At 30.5% G+C, this 18179-nt stretch carries 12 protein-coding genes and 1 pseudogene; 2 read left to right on the top strand and 11 right to left on the bottom strand.

The annotated features are described in order from the left end of the window. Positions 1-25: 25 nt before the first annotated feature. The 3 genes from JHL18_RS20735 to JHL18_RS20725 form a co-directional block, all read right to left on the bottom strand. Complete coding sequence (locus tag JHL18_RS20735; RefSeq protein WP_200272799.1) at positions 26-460, bottom strand: hypothetical protein; 435 nt, start codon at positions 458-460, stop codon at positions 26-28. A 206-nt stretch (positions 461-666) separates the two neighbouring features. Continuing rightward, entirely contained in the window at positions 667-1992 is a 1326-nt protein-coding gene (locus JHL18_RS20730; protein ID WP_200272797.1) for a response regulator, read from the bottom strand. A 14-nt stretch (positions 1993-2006) separates the two neighbouring features. Next, the gene (locus JHL18_RS20725) at positions 2007-5096 is read right to left on the bottom strand and encodes a hybrid sensor histidine kinase/response regulator (RefSeq protein ID WP_200272795.1); all 3090 of its coding nucleotides are present in this window, start codon (positions 5094-5096) and stop codon (positions 2007-2009) included. An 858-nt stretch (positions 5097-5954) separates the two neighbouring features. Between JHL18_RS20725 and JHL18_RS20720 the strand changes: the two genes are divergently transcribed. Beyond that, on the top strand, positions 5955-6581 hold the full coding sequence (locus tag JHL18_RS20720; protein WP_200272793.1) for an SGNH/GDSL hydrolase family protein: 627 nt from the start codon (positions 5955-5957) through the stop codon (positions 6579-6581). A 247-nt stretch (positions 6582-6828) separates the two neighbouring features. On the opposite strand, the gene JHL18_RS20715 is transcribed toward JHL18_RS20720, so the two are convergent. From JHL18_RS20715 to JHL18_RS20690, 6 genes are all read right to left on the bottom strand, one after another. Then, positions 6829-7809, bottom strand: coding sequence for a GGDEF domain-containing response regulator (locus JHL18_RS20715; protein ID WP_200272790.1), 981 nt, complete (start codon positions 7807-7809; stop codon positions 6829-6831). A gap of 95 nt (positions 7810-7904) precedes the next feature. After that, positions 7905-8489, bottom strand: coding sequence for a chemotaxis protein CheB (locus JHL18_RS20710; RefSeq protein ID WP_200272788.1), 585 nt, complete (start codon positions 8487-8489; stop codon positions 7905-7907). 26 nt (positions 8490-8515) lie between these two features. Beyond that, complete coding sequence (locus tag JHL18_RS20705) at positions 8516-9370, bottom strand: CheR family methyltransferase (RefSeq protein ID WP_200272786.1); 855 nt, start codon at positions 9368-9370, stop codon at positions 8516-8518. After that, the gene (locus JHL18_RS20700; protein WP_200272784.1) at positions 9364-13014 is read right to left on the bottom strand and encodes a response regulator; all 3651 of its coding nucleotides are present in this window, start codon (positions 13012-13014) and stop codon (positions 9364-9366) included. Before JHL18_RS20700 ends, JHL18_RS20705 begins: the two co-directional genes overlap by 7 nt. Positions 13015-13311: 297 nt before the next feature. After that, positions 13312-14118, bottom strand: a complete 807-nt coding sequence (gene yidA / locus JHL18_RS20695; RefSeq protein ID WP_200272782.1) for a sugar-phosphatase — start codon at positions 14116-14118, stop codon at positions 13312-13314. Between the two features lie 158 nt (positions 14119-14276). After that, positions 14277-14528, bottom strand: coding sequence for a hypothetical protein (locus JHL18_RS20690; protein ID WP_200272780.1), 252 nt, complete (start codon positions 14526-14528; stop codon positions 14277-14279). 387 nt (positions 14529-14915) lie between these two features. On the opposite strand from JHL18_RS20690, the gene JHL18_RS20685 reads away from it, so the two are divergent. Next, positions 14916-15467 (top strand): AAA family ATPase, encoded by a 552-nt coding sequence (locus tag JHL18_RS20685; RefSeq protein WP_200272778.1) that lies wholly within the window; start codon positions 14916-14918, stop codon positions 15465-15467. A 128-nt stretch (positions 15468-15595) separates the two neighbouring features. Here the strand turns inward: JHL18_RS20685 and JHL18_RS20680 are convergent, their stop codons facing one another. Next, positions 15596-17191 (bottom strand): peptide chain release factor 3, encoded by a 1596-nt coding sequence (locus tag JHL18_RS20680; protein WP_200272776.1) that lies wholly within the window; start codon positions 17189-17191, stop codon positions 15596-15598. 708 nt (positions 17192-17899) lie between these two features. Continuing rightward, positions 17900-18179, bottom strand: a pseudogene (locus tag JHL18_RS20675) (hypothetical protein); the annotation flags it as partial.

The raw sequence follows: 18179 nt of genomic DNA, 5'->3' as shown, positions 1-18179 counted from the left end.
TTCACTTTATATATTTAATAATTTTTTATTTATCTCCAAATGCATCATCATATATCTTTGAATGTGCAATTTCATCTGGAAGTATTCTTTTTAACACCTTTAGATAATCTTTGTTGTCTACTCCATCAGTTATCTGTTTTTCAATCTTTACTACAACATTCGCTTCATTATCACTAATCATTTTTAGTTTTTTACTTAGAGGCATAGGTGTTAACGCATACCCCATCAGTTTTCCAAAGGCTATACAAAGTTTTTCTTCCTTCAGATCAATATTGTATTGTTTTTTATAAAACTGCCTAAATATTCTCCCGTGCATATGTTCTTGCTTCCCAGCTTCTTTTAAATGCTCTCCAAAATTAGGTTTAAAACTTTTGTATTGATTACCTAGCACAGTATATAAACCAAATGCAAACATCTCTGTACGAAAACTGCTTCTTATTTCTGCTTGAAACTTATCCATTATTAATCCTCACATTTATTATACTTAGTTTTTAGATTTAAATTTAATGTCTTTCTATTACATAGCTCTTTAATAATATCCTTTATGGAAATAATGTCTTTTTAATAAACCTCATACAATTATATTGTGTTTATCACAACATGTTTTATTATATATGCTTTATATGTCCTAAATGTGACCATAATCCTACAGTATTCCTAACTCGACTATTGCTCCAAGTTTCTTATAAGATAGTTATAAAGCTCCACTGTTGTTTTGCTTGGTTTTACATCTAACTCCTTTGCTAAGGTATCTCTTACATCTTTGTAAAACTTCATAAGCTTTACTTTATCACCTTTATAGAAATAACATTTCATCATTAGCTCATAAACTTCTTCATTATAATTGTTGAGCCTTAATAATTTATATAAATGTCTTATAGATATATCATACTGTTTCTTCTCAATATAATAATTTGAAAGCTTCATTGTCATATGAACATTTAAATCATTAAGCTTTTGCCCCTCATCTATACTCCATATGTATGCTTTATTTCCGTACAATTCACCTTGATATAAATCAAGTACTTTTTCTATTAATATTACGTTAGCAGCTTCTAAATCCTTATAATTCTCAAGTTTTCTAAAATCCCATAGGTCACAATAAAAATTATCTACATTCAAGGTATAACAGCCATTTTTATAGTTAATAAAATCTTCAGTAAAGCCTACTTTTTTGAATGATGTTTTTAGTCTATATATGGTACTATGAAGATTATGTTCTGCTTTTTTATCTGGAAAATCAGGCCATAACATCTCACATAGTCTCCACTTCTCAACTGGGCGACCTTCACTTAAAGTGAGATATGCAAATAATTCTTCAACTTTAACTGTTTCAAATTTTACTTGATTTGATGATATAGTATCTTTATATTCCATATAAACTGCAAATTGGCCCAAACAGCTAATGTTGCATCTCTGATTTTTATTGCTTCTGCTGTCATCATATATCAAAACTTCATTTTCATTTTTTTTATTTTTATTTTTTGTGCTTTCATTTTTTGCATCTTCATTTTTATAGCTTTTATTTAAATTATTGGCATTAACCTCTTCATCACTATGCACCTCACTAGTAATGTTACTATTTAGACTATCTTCATTGCCCTCTCTATTTTTAGAGAGAATTAATGGATACCTCTTAATTATCTTATCTATAGTTTTGTTTATCTGATCCTCTGTAACAGGCTTTAATATATAATCCACAGCCTCTACCTTAAATGCATCAAAGGCATATTCCTTATAAGCGGTAGAAAAAATAATTTGTATTTTATAATCTAGTTTTCCTAGTTCCTCTGCTAAAGCTATCCCGTTCATTCCAGGCATCTCTACATCAACGAAGGCAATATCAGGCTTAAGCTTATCTATGTTTGAGATTACCTCCTTTGGATTAGAAAACTCCCCTATTACATCAACTTTGCCACTCTTTTGTATTATATATTTCATAAGGTTTAGGGTTGGAAGTTCATCATCAATAATAATAGCTGTTAATTTCAATCTTTTGTACCCCCCTACATCTTTGGTAGCTTTATAATTACATTTGTGAATATTTGTTCTTCACTTTCTATAATAAATTCGCTTCCCTTAATACTTTTCACTCTTCCATAAACATTCCTTATACCAACTCTCTGGTTGCCATTTCTACTTGTTAATTGTTCTATTTTATCCTTTGACATTCCAATACCATCATCAGCTACAATTATCACTACTTTTTCTTGTGATTCCTTTACTGATACTTGAATTTTTACACCAGTTTCTTTGTCATATATACCATGCTTTATAGAGTTTTCTACTAATGGCTGTATTATCAGTGATGGTATAAGGCAGCTTGCAAGCCTCTCATCAATGTCATATTCTACAGATATCTTATCCCCAAATCTAGCTTTTTCTATTGCTAAATATGCACCTACAAGATCTAATTCATTATATATAGTTGTTAAGAAGGAATCTTCATCAATATCAAAGATTGTTCTTAGATATTTGCTAAATTGTCCTATAAGATTTGCTGCCTTTTCTCCATCTGTATAACAAAAGGACATTATTGTGCTTAAAGCATTAAATAGAAAATGCGGCTTAATCTGAGCATGTAAAAATGCCATTTCACTACTTACTGCCTCCCTGACTGATTTTTTCATATTAATCAAGGTTCTTATTCTGGCCTTTATCTCTTTATCATTAAATGGCTTACTGATATAATCATTTGCTCCAGCTTCAAGGCCTAATAGCAAATCATCACTTTTATGGCTGGAGGTTGTTATCAACATAGGAAGTTCTACCAAGTTATAATCTTTCCTAAGCTGCTTACATAGTTCTATGCCAGATACCTTAGGTAGCATCGTTTCAATTATTGCTACATCTACATCATTATCTCTAAGTTTTCTAATAGCCTCTTCTGCTGAAAGAGCTGTCAAAACATCATATCCTTCTGAGGCACATATATTTGCTAGTACATAAATATTCTCAACATCATCATCTACAATCAGAATTGTAAAATCTCTTCCTTCTTTTATGTCAATTCTTAAATTTGCATCTGAAAAATCTTCATTTAATGAAGGCTTTGATGTCAAGACTTTGTTAGGCTTATTAGACTTATCCATCTCCATATACCTAGGAATATCAAAAATAAATCTAACCTTTCCAGATTCTTCAGTTTCTTGTTTTCTTAATGCTCCATTCATAGCTTCAGCTAATTGCTTAGCTATTAAAAAATGTAACTCTTCATGCTCCGGACTTATTTTGTCATTAAATATATTTTGTGTATTACTTTTGTTTACAACACTTGCTTCATATTCAATGTAAATACGTACTAAATTCTTTTCATTATCACTACTTATTTTAATAGAACCTTGTTCTATATTATTTATAGAACTTTCTACTAAATTATTTAGTATTTGCCTTACTCTATCTTCATCCGCATAGATAAAGACATTATCTTTTATTTCATTTATCAGTTCTATTTTATTTTTGTCTATTAAATAGTTAAAAACATCTATTGATATGCTTACGCATATTTTAAGATCAACTTTCCCTAGTTCAAGTCTTAACCTACCGCTTTTGAGAATTATAAAGTCTGATATATCTCCAACTAGCTTTGACATTCTTCTTGAAACTCTATTTATTAATAATATATCTCTTCTTTCTTTAGCTAATCTCTTAACATCCTCTCTTTGAAGCAATGAATGTGATATATTACTTATACCAAAAATAGGTGTCTTTAAATCATGGGAAATCCTAGCCATAAATTCATCTGTAGCCTTTTCAACTTCCATTAAATCTCTTGATAACTTTGCTACGTCTTCATATGCTAATGTAAATCTATAAGCTAGTAATGTAGCTGTAAATATTATGAATCCTAGAAAGAAAATCCCTAGAACGATATAACTACCAAAAATTGCATTGTCATATATTACAGTAACAATAGGAAATATAAAAAGACATAGCATTGCAGCTGAAAACATTATAGATCCTTTTTTATCTAAAGTTCCATAATCCTTCATATATATACATCGGATTGAATTTACAAGTACTAATAATATAACTACTTGATTAAAGGCTAGAAAGCCAAATTTTATTGACGAATATATATTAAAAGGTGCAATCAATATTAAAGTTAAGTATGGGATTACAACTATATAAATAATCTTGTTAAACTTATTGTTTATATAAGCCTCATTTATACTTCTAACAAATAAACTAAAAGGAATCACTACTCCAATGGAAAAAAAGTATTGGATTCTATAAACTATATATCCTAAGCCATTATATAGAAGCTGCATGAGAATTCTTTCACCATTAGCTAATATACAAATAGCTAATGCCATAAAAAACAATCCACTATGTAAAAAACTTTTGTTTACTAGCTTTCCCCCCATCTTATATATGGTTAAGTGATATAATCCAAATAAAATTAGTACCACTGAAGCTGATATATCCAATGCATTTTTAATATCTCCTAATCTATCTACCTGTCCGCTTTCACCGAATACTATACTATTAGCTATACCTCCCACTGAGGAATCATGGTTTGCTACTTGTATTATAATCTCTATATCAAAATCGCTATCAGCTCCATAACTTCTCAATTTATCTTTTTCACTGTCGTTATAAAAAAATATGTTATAAGGGCTATTATTACCTTTATATTTATTTACATCTAATGATAGGTCACCTTTTTGACCTAGAAGCTTTCCATTTATATAAACCTTACTAGCCATCTTTATATTTTCTACATTTATTCCGAGCAAGTTATCTTTTTCATTAGTTTTAATTAATAATCTGTATGTAGCAGCTCCTTTATTTACTATATTGTCGTTTTTCCTCCATAGAGATGGTACTTCTATATACTTCAGATTTTCTTTTACCTTATCATCATTTACTCTAAAATCTACTGGAGCTAGAAGTTCATTTGGATAGAGCTGCCACTGTCCATCAAGTTTTATAACACCGTCTTTATTAAAATTCCAATTTGATAAATCAATTTTACCGCCTACAACTTGAGGTTTCTCTGGCGAATAAATATGTGAATTAATTATTAGAGCAAATATTATAGCAACAATTATTATCCCTAGAATCTTAATTTTGCTTTTTCTTAACTTAACCATAGATTCTCCTAACCCTCTTCTTGCTTTATACATCATAGAATGTGAGCAATTCAAATGTTTTATTCTTATAATTATAACACTTAAAATGAACCTTTAATTAATAAATGGATATAATATATAGAAGTGACTCATAATATGTCAACTCCTAAATTCATGTTAGAACTTCCCGAAGATTAAGTCGGTTATTTCTTAAATACTAAACCACCTTATGATTATGTACCTGAAGGCCAATAATCATATCATTTAACTAGTTATTCATCATTAAAATAAAGAGACGTAGATATAACTATTTTATGTTTATCTACGTCTTTTCTGCTGTGTTATATATAGATAAACTACTTCATATTAGAATTTATCCAAATGAAGCTTCGTAGAACCATCTAAAGCTTTATTTGGAGTTTAATGACTGAAGTAGTTTATCAGTTCAGCGGAATAGATAATCCAGTTCTATCTAATAAAACTAAGAGATACTTCTATTAACTATTAATGTAATATGATTATCAAATATAAATTCTATTTGGAACTGGTTTATCTATAGATGAACCACTTCGTAATAAAATTTATTATTTTTAAATTCTCTCACCAAAACCCGTGAGAGTCTTAAAAATAGATTTCTGATCGAAGTGGTACATCTTTAATAATTTATATTATCGTTGATTTTTTATATATTAATATAACGTCTTCATTAATATAATAGACTTATAAAAACATAATTAAAGTTTTCGTAAGGTAATATAATGCAGAGTTCCTAATTCAACTATTAAGTTATACATACTAAAAGTCATAGATGCGTGACTCTTGAACAATTATAAATTAAGTTTCTACACAGCCACCAACAGTTAGCAAGGAGTTGATTTAATGGTATTAAATAACGGTGATATCATCTTGTTTCAAGGTGATAGTGTTACAGATTCTAGTAGAAAATATGAAGAAAAAGAAGATTTAGGTATTGGCTATCCCATGCTCATTTCCTCCTTATACCATGCACTTAGTCCAGACAAAGAGATTAAGTTTATTAATAGAGGAATCAACGGAAATAGAGTTAAAGATTTAGATGATAGATGGACGGAGGATTGCTTATCTTTAAATCCTACCTTAGTTTCTATATTAATAGGAATAAATAATTGTTGGAGAAGGTATGATGCTAACGATCCAACTACTTTAAGTGATTTCAAGAATGTCTATAGAAATATCTTAACCAGACTTAAAGAACATAATAATCCTAAACTTATACTATTGGAGCCTTTCCTTCTCCCAGTTCAACCAGGACAAGAACTTTGGCGAGAAGATTTAGATCCTAAAATTAATGCTGTCAGAGAGCTAGCACGAGATTTTAACGCAACTTTAATTCCACTGGACGGAATATTTAATCAAGCTTCTACTTATAAACCTATGAGTTTCTGGACCTATGACGGCGTCCACCCAACTCAAGCTGGTCATGGCTTGATTGCCAAAGAGTGGTTAAAGGTAGTAGAGACACTTTAATTATGCTTAAATTAATTCATTAACTCTTATATCTCAATTAAATTTAGCCCCTAAGTTTCAAAATATATATTTCATACCCTCAATTTATATGGATGTACCATCTTGTAATAAAATTTATTATTTTTATAAATAGATTTCTGATTGAAGTGGTACATCTTTATAGAAATTGCATGACTCATACGCTTTAAATTCTTTGTGTCTATAATAACTGTATCTCTTACTCGAGTATATAAATATGTATTATATTTTAATAACCTACTTGATTCCTACCATTTTTCTTTGCTCTATACAAAGCCTTGTCCGCATTTTCTATTAAGCTGTCTGTAGAACAGACTTCCTCACAAGATATCTCGCTAATCCCCAAGCTTAGTGTAATAAATGGTGATACTGATGAGTATTCATGCTCAAGCTTCAATAACGCCAGATCCTCTATTATGTTCTCTGCTATTACTTTAGCCTGTTCTGCTGTTGTTTCAGGTAAGATTACTGCAAACTCTTCTCCACCATACCTTGCAGCAAAATCAAGTGGTCTCTTCACCGAGGATATAATAGAATTTGCCACTTGAATAAGGCAATCATCTCCCTTTAGATGACCATAATTATCGTTATATGCCTTAAAAAAATCTATGTCAGCCATTATTAAGGAAGCTGGTTTTTTAGAACGTAAGCAGTTCCTTATGGTCCTATTTAAGTAATTATCAAAAGCTCTCCTATTTGGTATACCTGTAAGTCCATCAGTGGTAGATAAATTTTGCAGCTTATGATTATCTTGTTGAAGCTTTATTAGTTCCGTTATTTTTAGTTCTAAAAGTTTTGCCTGGTCTTCATATAATCTCTTTTGATTATAAAGCTCTAAAAATACCTTTACCTTACTTTGAAGTATTACTGGTTCAATTGGTTTAAATAAGTAGTCCACTGCACCTTTTTCGTAGCCTTTAAATATACAGCTAGGCTCTTTACTTATTGCAGTAACAAAAATTATAGGTACGTATCTAGTCTTAGAGTTTCCCCTCATAAGCTCTGCTGTTTCAAAACCATCCATGTTTGGCATCTGAACATCTAGGAGCACTAGCGCAAAATCATAATCAAACATTAAACTTAAGGCTTCATTTCCAGAGGTTGCTTTAATAATATTGCATTCCATATGCTCCAAAAGACTTTCTAAAACTAGTAAATTATCATATCTATCATCTACTATTAATACATTCATTTTATCCTTGCTGTTCATTTTCATCTCCCCGATATAATAAATTGCATCTATAACTTATAAAATATATACAACTTTCAAAACATATACTTTTCTTAAAATAAACTTAACTTTTATCAACACTCATTATATCTACTTACAGTAGTTAATTCAATTAACTTTTCGACAATTTTCTCTAAAGGAATTGTATAATCTGCCTTCAAGGTTTTTGAAGCAATTTGAGGCATCAGACTTACCGCAGCAGTACTTGGATCCTCGATTATAGCAATTCCCCCATGCTGCTTTATGGTTTTTAAACCCTTGCTGCCATCACCATTTGCTCCAGTCAATATCACTCCTATAAGTTTATGTTTAAAGCAATCACTGGCTGTTTCAAAAAGTACATCAATAGATGGTCTTGAATAGTTTTCTTTAGCCTCCACTGTCAGCGACAAAGTTTCATCTTTTTCAATCAAAAGATGATAGTTTGGGGGAGCTATATATACATATCCTGAAGTAAGCTTTTCCTTTTCCTCGGCCTCTTTTATCTTAAGCCTGCATATACTGTCAAAATATTTAATTAGATAGCTATCAGATTCAGGACTCAAGTGCTGCACTATTACTATAGGAATAGGAAACTCACTGCTTATAGCTTTTAATATGGTTGCTATAGCCTCAATTCCACCAGCTGATGCCCCTACAACTATACATTTAAACTTCATAATAATTCTCCAGCTTTAATTAAATTTTACAGATCATTCCCATACCTTTTTCTATAAATTCTTTCTGCATAATCAAATTCCTTAAACTTATCTATGTTATTTGAGTTTTTAATACTTTCTCTTGAACCTAAACAAAGAAAGCCTCCATTACATAAACTATCTGAAAATAAATCTAACACCTTATCTTGCAATTCTCTATTAAAATATATAAGAACATTACGACACATTACAACATTCACTTCAGCGAAGATCCCATCAGTTACAAGGTTATGGTCAGCAAAAGTTATTTTTTTCTTAAGTGCTTGATCCATTATCACAGAATTATATTTTGCAATGTAGTAATCAGAAAGAGAATTTTTCCCTCCAGACTTCTGATAATTGTAAGTGTACTTCTTAATATCATCGATAGAATATATACCCTCTTTAGCTTTTTTTAAGACTTCATTATTAAAATCTGTAGCATAAATTTGTGTCTGTTCATACAAACCTTCCTCTTTCAATAAAATTGCCATGGAATAAACTTCTTCACCTGTGGAACAACCGGCATGCCATATCTTTATGAACGGATATGTTTTTAAAATAGGTACCACTCTCTGCCTAAACTCATTATAAAAGCCTGGATCACGAAACATTTCAGTAACATTAATCGAAAGATCTCCTAGTATCTTATAAAAAAAGTTTTTGTCATATAGGATCTTATACTGCATGTGAGATATGCTTTCTAAGCTTTCTTCAAGCTTCCTCTTAAGAAGTCTTCTTTTAATATGTGCTCTAGAGTAGTTCCTAAAGTCATATCCATATTTCAAATATACTCCCTCTAGTAAAAGTGAAATTTCTATATCTTCATTTTCTTGTTTATATATATCAAGATCTTTTAGCATTTATATAACCACACCCTTAAAAGTGAAATAAGTTTATCCATATCTATCGGCTTGGTTAAGTAATCATTAGCACCAGCTTCTATACATTTTTGTCTATCGTCCTTCATTGCCTTAGCAGTTACAGCTATTATAGGTATTCGTGTATTTTTCTCATTAGCTCTTAGCTCTCTCATAGCAGAATATCCATCCATCTCTGGCATCATCACATCCATTAAGACTAAATCAATATCTTTATGTTGGTCAAATCTTTCCATAGCCTCTTTTCCATTACGTCCAACAACTACCTTCAACCCATTGTTTTCTAAAATATTTGAAAGCGCGAATACATTTCTCATATCATCATCTACTATAAGAATTTTCTTATCGTTAAGACAATCTACCTCTTCATGATCTATACCTTTTGAATCAATATCCTTATTATTGCAATTATTGTGCAAGCTATGTATAAACAAGCTAGCTTCATCTATCAATCGTTCAACAGAATAATTTCCTTTTATTATAATGCTATCTGCATACTTGTTAAGATTTTCTGCGTCTTCTTCTTTAATTTTTTTATTAGTGTATATTATTATAGGTAGAGTTATTGCATTATCATGCCTTAACCTAGTTAACAGCTCTAAAGATTCCATATCCTTAAGTAGCAAATCTAAAATCAAGCAATCAAATTTATGAGTCTCCAGAAGGTTTTCTACTTCTAATCCACTACTTGTAATATGACACTTGCAGCCTGTTCCTTCTAAGATGTCAACTATTGCAGCAGCTTCTTCATCATTTTCATTAGCTATAAGAACCCTACTGTATTGTCTTAAGTTTTCTCTTTCAATCTTACTAAATACTATGTTAAGCGCATTCATATCTACTGGTTTTTTCAGATAACCAATCAAATTACTCGTATCCTTACGCTGATTGATATCTTCTCTACCAGATATTATGTGTACTGGAATGTCTTTAGTAACAACATTCTCTTGAAGCATATCTAAAACCTTCCATCCATTTATATCCGGAAGTCCTATATCTAGTAATATTGCTTGAGGTCTATAATTAATTGCTTTCTCTATTCCTTCTTGTCCATTGTATGCTGCTATTGACACATAACCTTTTTCAATAATTAGTTCTGATAGAACACTCACAAATTGTTCGTTGTCTTCAATTATCAGTATTGAATTATCATCATATTCTAATACATCTTTATATTGATTATTTGATAAAGCCTCTTCTTTAGGTAAATCTATCAAACCAATTTCTACAGCCTCTTCCAGTGAAGATTGTCTTAAGATATCCATGTTCATATTATCATCATTAATGTCTACTGACTCCAACACTTTATAATAATCCACAGGCATAGTCAATTTAAAGCTACTTCCTCGTCCCACTTCGCTTTCTAGGGTGATTGCTCCACCAAGAAGCTGTGCGAGATGTCTAGATATCGATAGTCCGAGTCCAGTTCCTCCATACTTTCTGCTAGTACTTCCATCAGCTTGTTTAAAGGCTTCGAAAATTATGTCTTGTTTATCTTTTGGTATGCCTATACCCGTATCAGATATAGATATATTAATATACTTATATCTTTCCTTTTGATGAAACTCACTTTCATAAAGCTCACTGGAATAACTTATATTTATAGTAATGTCTCCAGCACTAGTAAATTTGAAGGCATTAGATAATAGATTATTCACTATTTGCTTAAGTCTTTGTTCATCTGTACTTATAAACTTAGGCAATTGTTTGTCTAAGTGTATATTAAACTTAATTCGTTTTTCACTAGCTAATGGGGCGAAGGATCTCCTTAATTGCTCTACAAAATCATATATATCTACTTTTTCAACAGAAATATCTAACTTTCCTGCTTCAACTTTTGATATATCTAGAATGTCATTAATAATCTTTAATAAATCTTGGCCAGATGAATTAATTGTTTTTGCATATTCAAGTTGCTTTTCAGTTAGTGGCTCATTTACTTTTTTATCTCCAATTAATTTAGACAAAACTAGTATACTATTTAATGGAGTTCTAAGCTCATGTGACATATTAGCTAAAAATTCTGATTTATACTTATTTGCTAGCTCAAGTTCATCAGCTTTTTCTTGAATATCCTGCCTAGCTCTCTCTAAGACTTTGTTTTTTGATACTATATTTTTCTTCTGCGCCTCAAGTATTTGTGTTTTTTCTTGTAATTCTTCATTGATCATTCTCAATTCTTCTTGTTGGATTTGCAAACTTTCCTCTGATGCTTTTAAAGCTTTTGTCTGCAAGCTTAGTTCAGTATTATTTTGTCTTAGCTCTTCTTGCTGTGCTTGTAATTCTTCAGATTGTATTAAGGTCTTATTTAATAATTCATTCATCTTAATCTGGGCTTTTACTGAATTTATACTCATCGCCACATTTGAGCTTATTTGATTAACAAATTGCATCTTTAAGTTACTTAGCTCACCAAACACACCGAGCTCAATTATCACTTCAACCTTTCCCTCATACATGCAAGGAACTACCACTATATTATCTGGTGATGCTTGCCCTAATGCCGAAGCTATCTTCATATAATCCTTTGGCACGTCTCTTACTATTATTGGCTGTTTCTCTAATGCTACTTGTCCTACAATTCCTTCTCCAGGTTTAAATTCATTTATTGTTTCTTCATCTTCTCTATAACAGTAACTTCCCGTTCTTTTAAAAACTTCATCTTCATCTCTCAGATAAAGTGCACTAATTTGGGCATTAATATATTTTGAAATATGCTTAATTATATCTGTAGATAAAGTCTCAAGGTCTTGTTTCCCTCTAATATGTTCATTGAGTTCAGATTTTCCTACCTTTAACCAAGTTTCATTTCTATTTCCATCTATTAATTCTTTAAGCTTCGCCATAAACTTATTAAAGTTTTTAGACATCTCCCCTAATTCATCATTAGAATCGGCATTTAACCTAACCTCCAGATCTACCTCACCTTCAGCTATCTCCTTAAAAGTATTAGTAACAATTCTCACAGGATTAACAACGATCCTAATTACTAAGCCTGCTATGATAAATGCTAGTACTGTTGCAAATCCTCCACCTGAGGTCATAATATACTGAGTTTGTTTTTCCATTTTCTTTAAGGCAGTATCTCTCTCCCCTAATGTCTTATACTCTTTTTGATTGATATCATTCAAAACTGCTCGTATTGCATCCATCTTCTGTTTGCCAACTCCAGATTGAATAGTTTTCACTAAATCAGATATTTGAGCTCCTCCATAAGAAACATTTTCTCTCACTGATATTATGTCTTTAGCTTCCCATTCTGCCCATTCCTTATAATATTTATCGAGCATCGATAGTCTTATAAGTTGGTCTGGACTATCTTTAGATAGTTCTTGCATTCTTGTATAGTGATCTTGATAGTCAACTTTCCCCTTATTGAAAGGTTCCAAAAAAGTTTTATCACCAGTTATTACATATCCTCTTGCACCAGTCTCCATGTTTATAAGACTTGTAAGTATAGCATCAGATTCGCTAATGACCTTATAACTATGAACACTCCAATCCACAGCTTCTGACTCTTTTCGAAAATTTATATATGTATATGCTATTACCATAATCATAAGCAAAGTTACAATCCCAAACCCTAAAAACAACTTTTGTCCTATTTTTAATCTTTTTAACAGCAAAGTCTTCTCCCTTCATGTAAAAAAAATTCATTATAATCTTTTATTATTTCTTATTACATCTATAATATCTAATCTCAACAATAATGTAAAAGGATATTTCAAGCTATATAGGAATTCCTATATCTTATAGGAAAATTACACCTTAATGTTATCAAAATAAATACTAAATTTTTCACATTCTTTACAGACTAAATTTCTGAAACTACTAGAATTAGCTACCACTAAGGTTTTATAGACTCCTATAAAGCAAAAAAAGAACTGATCAACTATAAAACAAATTGATCAATCCTTTTGTATTTAACACGCTAATATAAACTTTTCTATAACTTCAGCAACACCATCATTTTCATTAGTTGATGTTACATAGTTTGCTACTTGCTTTACCTCATCGAAAGCATTTCCCATAGCAACTCCAAGCCCTGCAAATTCTATCATATGTAAGTCGTTACCGGCATCACCTACACAAATAACTTCTTCTTGCTTAATACCTAGGTAATCAGCAAGGGCTTTAACACCTTCACCCTTATTACTCTTTTTGTTTAAGAATTCTAAAAAGTAAGGCGCGCTTCTAACAACCGTGTACTTATCATAAACTTCTTTTGGTAATTTTTCTATGGCTGCTTGTAGTATTTCTGGCTCATCAATCATCATTATTTTTGATATATCTGCATCACTAGCTACCTTATTAAAGTCAACTTCTGATACTTCAATACCATTAATAACTCCTTCTACTTCAGTGTACTTGCTCATCTTAGGAGTTATACATCCAGTTTTATCAAAAGCATGTATGTTTACACCTAATTCCTTGCTTATTCCGTAAAGGTATGCTACATCTGTACCTTTTAATATATTTTTTGAAATTACTTCTTTAGTTTTTGTATTTTGAATTAATGCTCCATTAAAGCTTAATACATAATCATCTTCATCAATTAAATTTAAGGACTCTAAATATCTATTTATACCTTCTATAGGTCTTCCAGAAGCAAGTACAACTTTTACGCCTCTTTTTTTAGCTCTTGCTATAGCCTTTTTAGTTATATCAGAAACCGTCTTATCTTCCTTTAGTAAAGTACCATCCATATCTATTGCAATTAGTTTGTACATATATACTCAACCCCCGTAAAATTATTACGAGTTTATTATAGCACTGATACGCTAATTACTTTTTAATGGAAATACGCTTTTACAATAAAACATCTTCATCTTGAAACGATTTCACATGTTTTTTTTGTATATTATAATATATTGAGTTTTCTAAATATTTAACTTGAAAAAAACTTTACTCTCTTTGGTTTCTTGTATCCCCTAATAAAAAATATACTATATAGTAGCAGCAAAAAACCTATTACCATTGTTATTATACTTACTTCAAACCTTTGTTTTGTGAAAGCATCATAGCCAATACTACTATTGTATCTGGTTAAAATTGTTAGAGTAATTCCTACTCCCATATTTATTACAGAATATAGAATAATAGCAAATTTATATTGTCTAGGCATCTTTACTTTTTTCATATTACCCTCCTATAGATACTACTTCATCATGGAATTCTTGTGATTTTAATAAATTATATTATTGGATTTCTAACTTATACATATTTTTATGCTATTTTTTTACATATAATAATTATTGCCATATTCCTTACATTCCTATACTTACTTTAATGTAAATATCTACTACGCTTAGGCATACAGGCCTTTTGTAATCTCATCAGAATACTTCCTATTGCTCATAGTTATTTCAACATGTTTTATGAATGTTAATAATATATAAGTTTTAATGTTAATTTATGAATTCATATATAATTGAAAATCATGTGCAAAACTGCTATAATAACTTTGTTTTCACAAAATTATAAATTCCAGATCTGAGTTGGAAATTATTTATTCGGGGGTTTAATGATGCCAATTAGAATTGCAATTCTAGGTGGTCCTAGGTGTGGTAAAACCACATTAATACAACAACTGTACGTAGATTTGAAAATTAAAGGCTTAAATGTAGGTGCTGCAAGTGAGTACAGTACTGAATACCTTAGAGAAAAAGGCATGATAGAGTCTATAGCTGAACAATATGGTATTTATTTAGGACAGAAAAACATAGAAGATTCATTAAGTAGTTTTGATTATGCTATAACCGACTATGCTACTTTCGTGCCATATATATATGGACGTTTTATGTTAGGTGATAAAAAAAGAACTATGAAAGATAAGGAAATATTAAAGGATCTTTATGCTCTTGCTCTTAGAGATTTGGACAAGTATGATCATATTTTCTTCGTACCAAGAGAATTTGGGTATACTAAGGATGGAGTAAGATGGCAAGATGAAACTGCTGCCGAAGGTATCGACTTTGCTATAAAACATTTCTTAGATTCGGAAAATGTTAATTATCAAGTTATAGAAGGCAATACAAAGGAAAGAAGCGAAAAGATTTTAGATATATTAGGTGTATAGTTTACTGCGAGTTCTTGAAATTTGATGTTATTAACTTAAATAAATAATAAAACCCCTGGATATTTAGGAAAACTTAACTCTAAATATTTAGGGGTTTTATTCTTTAAATTATATTTACATAGTATATATTATTCTTCTGTCTTACCTATATCAGAAAGCACTAGACCCTTGTTATGATCAAGAGCCCAGCTTATACCCCAATCATTTTGGAATATAAGAAGATTTCTATCTCTAAAATCTTTAACCTTCTTAGTATCTGAAGTTAAGTTTAACTTATCAACATCTATGTTTTCATTTTCAATCCATCTTACATATCTATAAGAAGATCTATCCATCTTAATATCAACGTTGTACTCATTCTTTAATCTGTATTCAAGAACTTCAAATTGAAGTACACCTACAACCCCAACTATTATTTCTTCCATACCAACATAGAATTCCTTAAACACCTGAATAGCTCCTTCTTGAGCTATCTGAGTCACACCTTTGACAAATTGTTTTCTCTTCATTGTGTCAACCGGCCTTACTCTTGCAAAATGTTCTGGTGCAAAGGTTGGTATGCCTTCAAACTTAAACTTTGAATTGTTAGCACATAAAGTATCTCCAATAGCGAATATACCCGGATCAAATACACCTATTATATCTCCAGCATATGCCTCCTCAACAATCTCTCTCTCTTGAGCTAAGAATTGTTGTGGTTGAGCTAATTTTAATTTCTTAGCACCTTGAACATGATTTACTTCCATTCCCTTTTCAAACTTTCCTGAACATATTCTCATAAAGGCTATTCTATCTCTATGAGCTTTATTCATGTTCGCCTGAATCTTAAATACAAAGGCTGAAAATTCCTCTTTGAAAGGATCTATTTCACCTTGATTTGATTTTCTTGGAAGTGGTGAAGATGTAAGCCCTAAGAAATCTCTTAAGAATGGTTCCACACCAAAGTTAGTAAGTGCCGATCCAAAGAATACTGGTGATAGCTCCCCACTTCTTACCTTTTCTATATCAAAGTCATCGCCTGCTATATCTAATAGTTCCACATCTTCCATAAGTTTGTTATGTAAGGCTTCTCCTAAAAGATCCTTAAACACAGGATCTGAGACATCTCCTTCTACTGAATTTACTGCTGTCTGTCCATGGTTTCCACCATTAAACACTTCAATAGAATTCTTATTTCTTTCGTATACTCCCCTAAAATCTTTTCCTGAACCTATAGGCCAGTTCATAGGATATGATTTTATTCCAAGTTCTCTTTCTATATCTTCTAATAATGTAAATGGATCTTGTGCTTCTCTATCCATTTTGTTTATAAATGTAAATATAGGAATCCCTCTTAATGAACAAACATGAAAAAGCTTTCTTGTTTGATCTTCTACTCCCTTTGCAGCATCAATTACCATTACTGCACTGTCTGCTGCCATAAGAGTTCTATAAGTATCTTCTGAGAAGTCTTGATGTCCAGGTGTATCTAATATATTTATGCAATATCCATCATAGTTAAACTGCATAACTGATGATGTAACTGATATACCTCTTTGTTTTTCTATTTCCATCCAGTCAGAAACAGCATGCTTAGATGCTTTTCTAGCTTTTACTGATCCTGCAAGTCTTATAGCACCTCCGTATAATAGAAGCTTTTCTGTAAGTGTAGTTTTACCTGCATCTGGGTGGGAAATTATAGCGAAGGTACGTCTTTTCTCTATTTCTTCAACAAAATCTGCCACAGCTAATCCTCCTTTATTAATGAACAACATAAACCATTTGATTTATGAAAATATCACGTTTCTTTATTTCTCTTTTTCATAGTAATAGTATAATACTTAAATTAAAATCATATATCCCTATTACTGATGAAGCCTTATTATTATTGTAAAACTTAGTTATGTTTAATAGTTTTAAACAAACACCTTAAATTTAATAATAATATTAAGCATAGCATAAAATTATATTATACCATAAATAACTATTACATTGGTTCACTCTCCAAAAAAGGTCTACGCTAAAATAGCAAAGACCTCTATTTAAATTGCATTATGTCACTAATTATATATTTAACTCAAAACAAGCTAATTATAGCAATTTACAAGGAATTTTTCAACAATATATAAATATATATTGTGAAATCACCATGTTATATATATTTTGCTTATAAAAATATATCTTATCATAAGTTCTAATAAGTTTTATTGCTAAAAGTTATTGAAACAAAGATACCTTTATTTATTGTTTTATCAAGTAAAACAAATTAAATAATGTATATTAAAATTACTAATGTTGCCTTAATTAGTAATTTTTCAAGAAGATACATGTACTACTATTTTTATTAAGCTCTGCACTTACATTATATTTTTTCTTTATACAGTTATATATTAATTAAATGTTGGTAAATATCTATGCAGAAAAACGGACAACCCCGATGTTAATTTTTATTTTTAAAAAAGTGAACTTCTAATTCTTATTTCATCAGTCTTTATAAATCGATTTCCTTCAAATAATCTATCATATATCAAGTCCATATAATCCACTACCTTATCCAAATTCATGATTATGAAAAAACTAAGGTATCTTTGAAGATATTTTGAAGCTACCCCATGGAAGATTGATAGCCATTTCTTTAGATTTGGCCAAAGATATTTTATTCTATATTCGGTCTCTACCTTAATAGATTTATTTCTATTATGTTTCATTGCTACTAACTTTATATATCTATCT

The sequence above is a fragment of the Clostridium yunnanense genome, from assembly GCF_016595795.1.
Taxonomy (GTDB): domain Bacteria; phylum Bacillota; class Clostridia; order Clostridiales; family Clostridiaceae; genus Clostridium_AR; species Clostridium_AR yunnanense.
The sequence above is the reverse complement of the archived record's forward strand: the minus strand, read 5'-3'. Positions and strand labels throughout refer to the sequence as shown.